Origin of the sequence: Pseudomonas fortuita (assembly GCF_026898135.2) — a bacterium.
Classification (GTDB): Bacteria; Pseudomonadota; Gammaproteobacteria; order Pseudomonadales; family Pseudomonadaceae; genus Aquipseudomonas; species Aquipseudomonas fortuita.
Map to the genome: position 1 here is coordinate 4,907,375 of NZ_CP114035.2, position 11,659 is coordinate 4,919,033.

12 protein-coding genes are annotated in these 11,659 nt (G+C 62.5%); 8 read left to right on the forward strand and 4 right to left on the reverse strand.

What is annotated here, in order from left to right; genetic code table 11:
• Positions 1–42: 42 nt before the first annotated feature.
• From livH to nhaA, 7 genes are all read left to right on the forward strand, one after another.
• Positions 43–966 (forward strand): high-affinity branched-chain amino acid ABC transporter permease LivH, encoded by a 924-nt coding sequence (gene livH / locus OZ911_RS22485; RefSeq protein WP_008097482.1) that lies wholly within the window; start codon positions 43–45, stop codon positions 964–966.
• Positions 963–2,219, forward strand: a complete 1,257-nt coding sequence (locus OZ911_RS22490; RefSeq protein WP_016488726.1) for a high-affinity branched-chain amino acid ABC transporter permease LivM — start codon at positions 963–965, stop codon at positions 2,217–2,219. Before livH ends, OZ911_RS22490 begins: the two co-directional genes overlap by 4 nt.
• Complete coding sequence (gene livG, locus OZ911_RS22495) at positions 2,216–2,983, forward strand: high-affinity branched-chain amino acid ABC transporter ATP-binding protein LivG (protein ID WP_016488727.1); 768 nt, start codon at positions 2,216–2,218, stop codon at positions 2,981–2,983. Before OZ911_RS22490 ends, livG begins: the two co-directional genes overlap by 4 nt.
• Before the next feature lies 1 nt (position 2,984).
• Complete coding sequence (locus OZ911_RS22500) at positions 2,985–3,686, forward strand: ABC transporter ATP-binding protein (protein WP_003254879.1); 702 nt, start codon at positions 2,985–2,987, stop codon at positions 3,684–3,686.
• A 236-nt stretch (positions 3,687–3,922) separates the two neighbouring features.
• Complete coding sequence (locus OZ911_RS22505) at positions 3,923–4,597, forward strand: COG3650 family protein (RefSeq protein ID WP_016488728.1); 675 nt, start codon at positions 3,923–3,925, stop codon at positions 4,595–4,597.
• A gap of 103 nt (positions 4,598–4,700) precedes the next feature.
• Positions 4,701–6,308: an NAD(P)/FAD-dependent oxidoreductase gene (locus OZ911_RS22510; protein ID WP_023048583.1), complete on the forward strand. Its 1,608-nt coding sequence runs from the start codon at positions 4,701–4,703 to the stop codon at positions 6,306–6,308.
• A 251-nt stretch (positions 6,309–6,559) separates the two neighbouring features.
• The gene (gene nhaA / locus OZ911_RS22515) at positions 6,560–7,735 is read left to right on the forward strand and encodes a Na+/H+ antiporter NhaA (protein WP_016488730.1); all 1,176 of its coding nucleotides are present in this window, start codon (positions 6,560–6,562) and stop codon (positions 7,733–7,735) included.
• 69 nt (positions 7,736–7,804) lie between these two features.
• Here the strand turns inward: nhaA and OZ911_RS22520 are convergent, their stop codons facing one another.
• Positions 7,805–8,269, reverse strand: a complete 465-nt coding sequence (locus tag OZ911_RS22520; RefSeq protein ID WP_009684613.1) for an outer membrane lipoprotein — start codon at positions 8,267–8,269, stop codon at positions 7,805–7,807.
• Between the two features lie 147 nt (positions 8,270–8,416).
• Here OZ911_RS22520 and OZ911_RS22525 point away from each other — a divergent pair, with 147 nt between their 5' ends.
• Positions 8,417–8,650, forward strand: a complete 234-nt coding sequence (locus OZ911_RS22525) for a hypothetical protein (RefSeq protein WP_016488731.1) — start codon at positions 8,417–8,419, stop codon at positions 8,648–8,650.
• A 39-nt stretch (positions 8,651–8,689) separates the two neighbouring features.
• On the opposite strand, the gene pdxH is transcribed toward OZ911_RS22525, so the two are convergent.
• The 3 genes from pdxH to OZ911_RS22540 form a co-directional block, all read right to left on the reverse strand.
• Entirely contained in the window at positions 8,690–9,337 is a 648-nt protein-coding gene (pdxH, locus tag OZ911_RS22530) for a pyridoxamine 5'-phosphate oxidase (RefSeq protein ID WP_016488732.1), read from the reverse strand.
• A gap of 18 nt (positions 9,338–9,355) precedes the next feature.
• On the reverse strand, positions 9,356–10,336 hold the full coding sequence (locus OZ911_RS22535) for an OmpA family protein (protein ID WP_016488733.1): 981 nt from the start codon (positions 10,334–10,336) through the stop codon (positions 9,356–9,358).
• A gap of 99 nt (positions 10,337–10,435) precedes the next feature.
• Positions 10,436–11,581, reverse strand: coding sequence for an EstA family serine hydrolase (locus OZ911_RS22540; RefSeq protein WP_016488734.1), 1,146 nt, complete (start codon positions 11,579–11,581; stop codon positions 10,436–10,438).
• Between the last annotated feature and the right edge of the window lie 78 nt (positions 11,582–11,659).

The window sequence follows — 11,659 nt, forward strand, 5'->3', positions numbered from 1 at the left end:
CCCCGCCAGCGAAATGCAAATCAGGTTTTTAGGAGCGCTGTAATGCCTGAGATCTACCATTTCTTCCAACAACTGGTTAATGGATTGACCATCGGCAGCACCTATGCCTTGATCGCCATCGGCTACACGATGGTGTACGGCATCATTGGCATGATCAACTTCGCTCACGGCGAGGTGTACATGATCGGTTCCTATGTGGCCTTCATCGCCCTCGCGGGCCTGGCCATGATGGGTATCCATTCGCTGCCGATCCTGATGACCGTTGCCTTCGTCGCGACGATCTTCGTCACCAGTGCCTATGGCTACAGTATCGAACGGGTTGCCTACCGCCCCTTGCGCAACAGCAACCGTCTGATCCCGCTGATTTCCGCCATCGGCATGTCGATTTTCCTGCAGAACACCGTCTTGCTTTCGCAAGACTCCAAGGACAAGTCCATCCCCAACCTGATCCCCGGAAGCTTCTCGTTCGGGCCGGGCGGCGCGGAGGAAGTTCTGATCAGCTACATGCAGATCCTGGTGTTCGTGGTCACTCTGGTAGCCATGACCCTGCTCACCCTGTTCATCTCTCGCTCCCGTCTGGGCCGCGCCTGCCGTGCCTGCGCCGAGGACATCAAGATGGCCAACCTGCTGGGCATCAACACCAACAACATCATCGCCCTCACCTTCGTCATCGGTGCCGCCCTGGCCGCCGTAGCGGCCGTGCTGCTGAGCATGCAGTACGGAGTGATCAACCCCAACGCCGGTTTCCTGGTAGGCCTCAAGGCCTTCACCGCGGCGGTGCTGGGTGGCATCGGCAGCATTCCGGGCGCGATGCTCGGCGGGCTGGTGCTGGGCGTGGCCGAAGCGTTTGGCGCCGACATCTTCGGCGACCAGTACAAGGACGTGGTGGCATTCGGCTTGTTGGTGCTTGTCCTGCTATTCCGGCCGACCGGCATCCTGGGCCGCCCGGAGGTTGAAAAAGTATGAACAAAAATCTCAAACAGGCGTTCTTCAGCGCCTTGCTGGTCTGGGCGGTGGCCTTCCCGGTGCTGGGCCTGAAACTGAGCATCGATGGCATCAGCCTGGTCGTGCACAGCCAGGGCTCGTTCACCATCAGCATCATCGCCGTGTGCTCGGTGCTGATGTTCCTGCGCGTGCTGTTCGACAAGCAGTGGAGTTCGGTGATGAACCGCCGCTCGGATCGCAAGCTGATCCCGCCGGCCGTCAGCAATTACCTGACCCTGCCCAAGACCCAGCGCTATGTGATCGTTGGTCTGATCGTTGCGGCACTGGTGTGGCCGTTCTTCGGCTCGCGCGGTGCGGTCGATATCGCCACGCTGATCCTGATCTACGTGTTGCTGGGCCTGGGCCTGAACATCGTGGTCGGCCTGGCGGGCCTGCTCGACCTCGGTTACGTCGGCTTCTACGCCGTCGGCGCCTACAGCTACGCCATGCTCTCGCACTACCTGGGCTGGAGTTTCTGGGTATGTCTGCCGATTGCCGGCCTGATGGCCGCCACCTTCGGCTTCCTGCTTGGCTTCCCGGTGCTGCGCCTGCGCGGTGACTACCTGGCGATCGTGACCCTCGGCTTCGGCGAGATCATCCGCCTGTTCCTGCGCAACCTCACCGACTGGACCGGCGGCCCCAACGGCATCAGCAACATCCCCAAGCCAGAGTTCTTCGGCCTGACCTTCGAACGCCGTGCCGCCGAGGGCATGCAGACCTTCCACGAGTTCTTCGGGCTGGAATACAACTCGATCAACAAGGTCATCTTCCTCTACCTGGTGGCACTGCTACTGGCCTTGCTGGCACTGTTCGTCATCAACCGCCTGCTGCGCATGCCAATCGGCCGCGCCTGGGAAGCCCTGCGTGAAGACGAGATCGCCTGCCGTGCGCTGGGCCTGAACCCGACCGTGATCAAGCTCTCGGCGTTTACCCTGGGTGCCTGCTTCGCCGGTTTCGCCGGCAGCTTCTTCGCAGCGCGCCAAGGCCTGGTGACGCCGGAGTCGTTCACCTTCATCGAGTCGGCAATCATCCTCGCCATCGTCGTGCTTGGCGGCATGGGCTCACAACTGGGCGTGATCCTCGCGGCCATCGTGATGATCCTGCTGCCCGAGCTGATGCGTGAGTTCAGCGAATACCGGATGCTGATGTTCGGTGCGCTGATGGTGTTGATGATGATCTGGCGTCCGCAAGGCCTGCTGCCTATGCAACGTCCACACATGGAGCTGCGTCGATGAGCCGCGAAATTCTGCAAGTCAGCGGCCTGAGCATGCGCTTCGGCGGCTTGTTGGCGGTCAACGGCGTGGCCCTGACCGTCAAGGAAAAACAGGTGGTGGCGCTGATCGGCCCGAACGGCGCCGGCAAGACCACGGTGTTCAACTGCCTGACCGGGTTCTACAAACCCAGCGGCGGCACCATCCTGCTCGATGGCCAGCCGATCCAGGGCCTGGCCGGCCACCAGATCGCCCGCAAGGGCGTGGTGCGGACCTTCCAGAACGTGCGCCTGTTCAAGGACATGACCGCGCTGGAAAACCTGCTGATCGCCCAGCACCGTCACCTGAACACCAACTTCTTCGCCGGCCTGTTCAAGACCCCGAGCTTCCGCCGCAGCGAGAAGGAGGCCATGGAACGCGCGCAGTACTGGCTGGAAAAGGTCAACCTGACCGAATTCGCCAACCGTACCGCCGGCACCCTCGCCTATGGCCAGCAACGCCGCCTGGAAATCGCCCGCTGCATGATGACCCAGCCGCGCATCATCATGCTCGACGAACCTGCGGCGGGCCTGAACCCGAAGGAAACCGAAGACCTCAAGGCACTGATCGCCTACCTGCGTGAGTCGCACAACGTCACCGTGCTGCTGATCGAGCACGACATGAAGCTGGTGATGAGCATTTCCGACCATATCGTGGTGATCAACCAGGGCACCCCCCTGGCCCACGGCACACCGGAAGAGATCCGCGACAACCCTGATGTGATCAAAGCCTACCTGGGGGAAGCGTAAAATGCTGAAGTTCGAAAACGTTTCCACCTTCTACGGCAAGATCCAGGCGCTGCACAGCGTCAACGTGGAGATCAACCAGGGCGAGATCGTCACCCTGATCGGGGCCAACGGCGCCGGCAAGTCGACCTTGCTGATGACCCTGTGCGGCTCGCCGCAGGCGCACAGTGGCAGCATCAAGTACCTGGGCGAAGAGCTGGTCGGGCAGCCGTCCTCGCACATCATGCGCAAGAGCATTGCCGTGGTGCCGGAAGGGCGGCGCGTGTTCGCCCGCCTGACCGTCGAGGAAAACCTGGCCATGGGCGGTTTCTTCACCGACAAGGGCGACTACCAGGAGCAGCTGGACAAGGTGTTGCAACTGTTCCCGCGCCTGAAGGAACGTTACATCCAGCGCGGCGGCACCATGTCCGGTGGCGAGCAACAAATGCTTGCCATTGGCCGTGCGCTGATGAGCAAGCCCAAGCTGCTGCTGCTCGACGAACCTTCACTGGGCCTGGCGCCGATCATCATCCAGCAGATCTTCGACATCATCGAACAGCTGCGCCGTGATGGCGTGACGGTGTTCCTGGTGGAGCAGAATGCCAACCAGGCGCTGAAGATCGCCGACCGCGCGTATGTACTGGAGAACGGTCGGGTGGTGATGCAAGGGACGGGTGAAGCACTGCTGACCGACCCGAAGGTGCGCGACGCGTACCTCGGCGGTTAAATGGGAAAGGGCCTTCGGGCCCTTTTTTATGCCTGCCAGAAATGCATTGCCAGTGCCGGCCCTTTCGCGGGTAAACCCGCTCCCACAGGAAACCCACGGCCTTTGGAAACTGAGCAGTACCTGTAGGTGCGGGTTTACCCGCGAAGGCGCCCGCACGGGTAACCATTAACTTGAGATCCACCGCCGGCCTGAGTAACGTGGCCAGCTCTTTACCAAAGATTCCCGGAGTTCGCCCGATGCGCCTCACCCCCACCCTGCTGCTCACTGCCCTGCTGCCCCTGTTCGCCGGCTGCCAGCTCATGGCTGAAGCGCCAAGCGACCCGAACATCGGCACCACGCGCATGCAGGGCGAACTGCGGGCGGCCGGTGGCCAGCTGCTGTTCAAGCCGTGCAGCGAAAACCGCACGTTCGTGATCAACGACGTCGGCGCTACCGGCATCCTGCAGGAGGCCGGCAACCTCGCCAAGGACGCCAACGACAAGCTGTTCGCCGACGTCCGTGGGCGCCTTACCGGCAGCAAGCAGGCCAACAATGATGGCCAGCTGGAAGTACGCCGCCTGTACCGCCTGGAACCTTCCACCCGCGCCTGCGAAGACCCCAACTTCAAGCAGTTGACCCTGCGCGCCAACGGCCACGAGCCGGACTGGGACATCAAGGCCAGCGGCAAGGGCATGGTCCTCAGCCGAGTCGGACAGGAGCCCCTGCCCTTGCCGTTCCTTGAAGAGGAAGTACCCGGTGGCGGCTTGACCCTCACCAGCGAAGCCAACGGCCAGCACGTGGAACTGTGGGTCGCGCCGCAGCGCTGCGTAGACAGCGCCACTGGCGCGGTCCACCACCTGCGTGCCGAACTGCGCATTGACGGCAAGACCCTGCAGGGCTGCGGCTACTACGGCGGCGCACGCGACAACTGATCGTCGGGCACTTTTAACCTGCCAGTCGGGGCGGCTAACAGCTTATACTTGGCGGTTTGTGTAAAGCCGCCGGCCGCCCATGGCCGGGATACTGGACCCTGCCATGCTACGAATCACCGAACTCAAGCTGCCCCTGGACCATCCCGACGAAGCACTGCGTGAAGCCATCGTCCAGCGCCTGGGCATCCGCGACGAGCAACTGCTCAGCTTCAACCTGTTCAAGCGCAGCTACGATGCGCGCAAGAAGAACAGCGAGTTGCTGTTCATCTACACCATCGACCTCGAAGCCAGCAACGAAGCCGAACTGCTCAGCAAGTTCGCCGACGATCACAACATCGGCCCGGCACCGGACGTGACTTACAAATACGTCGGCCACGCCCCGGCCGACATCCAGGAACGCCCTATCGTGGTCGGCTTCGGCCCCTGCGGCATCTTTGCCGGCCTTTTGCTGGCGCAGATGGGCTTCAAGCCGATCATCCTCGAACGTGGCAAGGAAGTGCGCCAGCGCACCAAGGACACCTGGGGCCTGTGGCGCAAAAGCGTGCTCAACCCCGAGTCCAACGTGCAGTTCGGCGAAGGCGGCGCCGGCACCTTCTCTGACGGCAAGCTGTACAGCCAGATCAAGGACCCGCAGCACCACGGCCGCAAAGTGCTGGAAGAGTTCGTCAAGGCCGGTGCGCCGGACGAGATCCTGTACATCAACAAACCGCACATCGGCACCTTCCGCCTCACCGGCATGGTCGAGCAGATGCGCCAGGACATGATCGCCCTCGGCGCAGAAGTGCGCTTCCAGCAGAAGGTCACCGACCTGCTGGTCGAAGACGGCCAGCTGACCGGTGTGGTGCTGGAGAGTGGCGAACAACTGCACTCGCGCCATGTAGTCCTGGCCCTTGGCCACAGTGCCCGCGACACTTTCCGTATGCTGCATGCCAAAGGCGTCTACATGGAAGCCAAGCCGTTCTCGGTCGGCTTCCGTATCGAGCACCCGCAAACGCTGATCGACAAGGCGCGTCTTGGCAAATACGCCGGCCACCCGAAACTCGGCGCTGCCGACTACAAGCTGGTGTACCACGCCAAGAATGGCCGCTCGGTGTACAGTTTCTGCATGTGCCCGGGTGGCACCGTGGTCGCCGCTACCAGCGAGCCGGGCCGCGTGGTGACCAACGGCATGAGCCAGTACTCACGTAACGAGCGCAACGCCAACTCCGGTATCGTCGTCGGCATTGACCCCGAGCGCGACTACCCGGGCGGCCCGCTGGCCGGTATTGAACTGCAAGAGCGTCTGGAAGCCCACGCCTACGTAATCGGCGGCAGCAACTACCAGGCCCCGGCGCAGCTGGTGGGTGACTTTGTCGCCGGCCGGCCATCGACCGCACTGGGCAGTGTCGAGCCATCCTACAAACCGGGCGTGACCCTGGGTGACCTGGCACCAAGCCTGCCGGACTTCGCCATCGAAGCGATCCGAGAGGCCCTGCCAGCGTTCGACCGGCAGATCAAAGGCTACAACCTGCATGATGCAGTGTTGACCGGGATCGAGACGCGTACCTCGTCGCCCCTGCGGATTACCCGGGGTGAGGACTACCAGAGCCTGAACCTGAAAGGCCTGTTCCCGGCAGGTGAGGGGGCCGGGTATGCGGGCGGCATCCTGTCGGCGGGTGTGGACGGTATTCGTATCGCCGAGGCGGTAGCGCGGGACATGCTCGGCCTGTAATTTTGTATCGCCTGCAAGGGCCCTTTCGCGGGCTGGCCCGCGAAGAGGCCCTGACAGGGATCAGAAATATCCGACCCAAACACCAGCCTTTCCCTCCCCCCTTTCCTCCCATCTGCATCTAGGCTTCACTCAGCCCAGACAGCAACACCATATAACAAAAACGAATATAGTTTTTGTTTGAAAGCATATCGTCACAGGCTAGGGTGTACGCCCGTACCCTTCGTAAACTGCTCATGGAGAGCCTATAGCCCGTGCGTAGCCTGTTTACCCGATTCTTCCAGCTTGAAGCCGCCAGCGGTCTGCTGCTGATCGCCGCCGCCGTTCTGGCCCTGATCATCAACAACTCACCCCTGTCCTATCTGTACAGCGGCCTGCTCGACGTCCCCGTCGCCGTCCAGGTCGGCGCGCTGAATATCGCCAAGCCTTTGTTGCTGTGGATCAATGACGGCCTGATGGCCCTGTTCTTCCTGCTCATTGGCCTGGAGGTCAAACGCGAGGTGGTCGATGGTCACCTGTCCAAGCCCTCCCAGGTGATCCTGCCCGCCACTGCTGCTGTGGGCGGCATGGTGGTGCCGGCGCTCATCTACTGGTTCATCAACCGTGACAACCCGGCGGCCGTGGCCGGCTGGGCGATCCCCACCGCCACCGACATCGCCTTCGCCCTCGGCGTGCTGGCCCTGTTGGGCAAACGCGTACCGGTTTCGCTCAAGCTGTTCCTGATGACCCTGGCGATCATTGACGACCTTGGTGCAATCATCGTCATCGCCCTTTTCTACTCAGGCACCTTGTCGAGCGTATCGCTGCTGCTGGCAGCGGCCTGCCTGGTGGTGCTGATCGCGATGAACCGGCTTGGGGTGGTCAAGCTTGGGCCGTACATGATCGTTGGCCTGATCCTGTGGGTCTGCGTACTCAAGAGCGGCGTGCACGCCACGCTGGCCGGTGTCGCCCTGGCCTTGTGTATCCCGCTGCGTACACGCAACGCCGAGACTTCGCCGCTATTGTCCCTTGAGCATGCCCTGCACCCTTGGGTTGCCTATGCGATCCTGCCGCTGTTTGCCTTCGCCAATGCTGGCGTCTCACTGGCAGGCATGACCGTGGAAAGCTTCACCCACCCGGTGCCGATGGGCATTGCGATTGGCCTGCTGATGGGCAAGACCGTGGGCGTTTTCGGCCTGACTTGGGTAGCGGTCAAGCTGCGCCTGGCAGCGCTGCCTGCGGGTGCTGGCTGGGGGCAGATACTGGGGGTGGCGATACTCTGCGGTATTGGCTTCACCATGAGCCTGTTTGTTGGCTCACTCGCCTTTGCACCAGGCAGCAGTGATTACGCGGGCATGGATCGCATGGGGATCCTTACCGGCTCGTTCTTCGCCGCAGTGATCGGCTACGCCGTTACCGCCCTGGCCAGCCGAAAAAACAGTGCTGGTTGACTTGGCTGAGGCATAAAAAAACCCCGACTGGCAGCCGCCATGTCGGGGTTTTCTTTTGCTGCGCTACGGTCAGTGCGAGACGCGGCTGGTACCGTCAACTGTCATGATGCGCACACGGTCGCCGACGCGGAAGATTTCATTCTCCTGCACGGCCTGCACATAGGCACGCATGCTGCCATCGTCCTCACGCACGGTGATTTCGACGCCTTGGGTACGGGTCAGGCCTTCCTCGGCAGCGGAACCCGCCAGGCCACCGGCCACGGCACCGATCACGGCAGCAACGATGCTGCCACGGCCGCCGCCCACGGCGCTGCCGGCCACGCCACCGACGATGGCGCCAGCGCCACCGCCGATCGGGGTCTTGGTACCCTCGATCTTGACCGGGCGCAGGGATTCGATGGTGCCCATGCGCACGGTTTGCACGCGGCGGGCTTCATCACGGGAGTAGCTGTCACCGGTCAGGCTCGAGGCACAGCCCCCCAGCAGCAACGACATGGTGGTAAAAGTCGCCACCAGCAAAGCGGATTTACGCATGGGTAAAGTCTCCATAATTCAGGTGCTCATTAGACGCTGCACGTTGACGGCTGTCACGGTACAAACGTAATAAAATTGGTTTCATTCAGCCGGGGTACAGCCTGGGCGGTTGTGCCATAGGCTCTTCAATTGAGACCAAGGATAGCCATGGATTACTTCATCGTCGTGGTCACCACCGTTGCGGGGCTTTATTTCCACGGGTGGCTATACGTGCGTATGCGCCGCTGGATGGACCGTGACCTGGCGTTGTCGCTGGCGGGGGCTGACCCTGAAAAGCGTGAGTACATGCTGGAAAGGTTGGCGCAGGCGCGGCAGGAGAAGGTGGGGCGCAAGCAACTGGCAGAGTGGTTGGAGCGGGAGGCGGCGGGGTATCCGGGGTAGTCTGATGGATCACTGGGGCCGCTTTGCGGCCCCAAATCCTCAGGGTGCCAGCCGCTCGCGCAGCCATTGCCCATCCACCAGCCGGTAGTTCAACCGGTCATGCAGGCGGCTCGCCCGCCCCTGCCAGAACTCGATGCGCTCAGGCAACAGGCGATACCCACCCCAATGTTCAGGGCAGTGCGGCTGGGTGTCGGAGAAGCGCGCTTCAGTGGCCTTGACCAAACCTTCCAGCTCTTCACGACCGGCAATCACCCGGCTTTGCGGCGAAGCCCAGGCCCCCAGGCGGCTGCCCAGCGGGCGCACCTGGTAGTAGTCGTCCGACTCCTTGGCGGTGACCTTTTCCACTCGCCCTTCGATACGCACCTGGCGCTCCAGCGCCGGCCAGAAGAACGTCATGGCGGCAAAGGGGTTGGCTTGCAGTTGCTGGCCCTTGGCGCTTTCGTAGTTGGTGAAGAAAGTGAAACCCTGCTCGTCGAGCCCCTTCAGCAGCAGTACACGGCAATGCGGGCGGCCTTCGCCGTCCACAGTGGCCAGGGTCATGGCGTTGGCTTCCACGGGTACCTGCTCGGTTTTCACCGCATCGGCAAACCACTGGTGGAACAGGGCAAACGGCTCCCCCGGTGCCTGGGCTTCGGCCAGGCCATCACGGGTGTAGTCGCGGCGCATATCGGCCAGGGATTGGGTCATTGCTGCGTTCCTTGACGATCAGTTGGTCTTCGCAGGGCTGTTGGCAGCTACTTTCTTGTCAGCGGTAGCTTTCTTGGCGACTGGCTTGGCCGGCGCGGCTTTCTTCTTGGCCGTGGTCTTGGCAGGGGCCTTGGCCTTGGCGACGGGTTTCTTCGGCGCGGGCTTCTTTGCTGCTGGCTTGCTGTCGACAGCCTTGGCGGCAGGAGCCTTGGCATCTTGCACCGCAACCATCGAGGCAGGTGCAGGTGCCGGAGTGGCCTGCTGGTACTTGGCCAGCAGCGCGACCATGGTGTTCTGCGGGGTCAGCAGCATTTCCACGCGGCGGTTCAGGGCACGGCCCTCGGGGCTGTCGTTGGCGGCACGTGGCATGACCGAGCCCATGCCCTTGAGGGTCAGGCGGTCACGCTGCAAGCCGCTGAGGCGGAAGATGGCCGACACCGAGGCGGCGCGCTCCAGGCTGAGTTTCTGGTTGGCAGCGCTAGCACCGCTGGTGTCGGCATGGCCCAGTACCAGCACGGCAGTCTTGGGGTCACCTTCGACAGTCTTGGCCACGCGGGTGATCGGGCCGAGGGTCATTGGCAGCAGCATGTTCGGGCGATCGGGGTTATACGAGCTGTCCACCGGCAGGGTGACCGCCAGCACATTGTCGCGGCGCTCCAGTTCCAGCTTGCTGTCCTTGATGGCTTCGCGCAGCTTGGGCTCGTACTCGTCCAGCCAGGCCTGGGTGGCCTTCTGGTCGATCTTCGGCACAACCGGCCCTTTGGCTTGCTTGTCATCACCGCCGAACGGCCACCACCAGCGGCTGGCACTATCGGACTTGGCATCAGCCTTGGCCACGTTTTCAGTGACGGCTGCCTTCACTTCCTGCTCGGCGACCTTGTCCGAACCAAAAGGCCACCAGCTGGAGCCACCTTCCTTGGAGCCGTCCGGGGAATGACTGGCGCAGCCGGTAACGGCGGTCAGGCACAGGGCGAGTGCTAAGGTTTTATGTGAAGACATCAGCGATACACCATGAAATTGAAAGATATTTTGCCAACACACTTGAGGCGTTGGCATTGAGGATAGTCAAAGGGGTGGGGCAATACCCGCATTACCCGATCAAAGGCAGTCGGCAAGGACACGTACCAGATTCTGTGCTCGGGGATCCATGAGCACATACGGGCCGAGGGTATTGACCACGAAACCGAAGGCCACGTCATGCTCCGGGTCGGCAAAACCAACCGAGCCACCGGCCCCTGGGTGGCCGAAGGCACGGGCACCCAGGCCAAAGGTGGCATTGGATACGTCGGGCTGGTCGAGCATGCAGCCCAGGCCAAAGCGGGTCTGGGTGAGCAAGGTGCGGTCCTGTCCGAGGCTGTGCTCGCGGGTCAGTTCATCAAGCAGTTCGGATTCGAGCAGGCTGCCGTCCAGCAACCCGGCATAGAAACCCGCCAGGCTGCGGGCATTGCCATGGCCATTGGCCGCTGGCTGTTGCATACGCCGCCATTCCGGTTTGTTGGTGCTGGTCAGGATCGCCGGCGGGTTGGTGAAAGCACGGGTCGACAGCGCCTCGGGTTCGCGCATCGTCACCTGCAGCAGGCGCTGCGCTGCGGCATCCCCTTGGTTGCCTTTGCCCCGGGCGATATGCGCCACGCGGTAGAACTCCTCATCTGCCAGGCCAACATGAAAGTCCAACCCCAACGGGCGAGCGGTACGGGCCACGATCGAGTCGCCAGGGCCCCGGCCATCGGCGCGGCGAATCAGCTCGCCGATCAGCCAGCCGTAGGTGATGGCGGCATAACCGTGCTCGCGACCCGGCGTCCACCATGGCGTTTCAGCCGCCAGGGCATTGACCATGGTCCCCCAGTCATACAGGGCTTCGGCCGGCAACAACTCACGGATGGCCGGCAACCCGGCGCGGTGGCTGAGCAGCTGGCGCAAGGTGATCGACTGTTTACCAGCCTGGGCGAACTCGGGCCAGTAGTTGGCCACAGGGGCATCGAGGGCCAACTTGCCCTCGCCCACCAGTTGCAGGGCGGTGACCGCGGTGAACGTTTTGGTACAGGAGAACAGGTTGGCGATGGTGTCGCTGTGCCAGGCCTGCTGGCCATCCTTGTCGGCACTGCCGGCCCACAGGTCGACGACGGTTTCGCCACCGACCTGGATGCACAGCGCAGCGCCACGCTCCTGGGGATCTTCGAACAGCGCGGCAAAGGCTTCGCGCACGGCTTCGAACTTCAGCTCATAGTGACCCTGGATCTGCACCCGCTGTACTCCGTACGACCATGTCCAAAAAAGGTGTGCATTGTTTCAGTAGTTAGGTGTTTTGCAAACTGGCTTGGG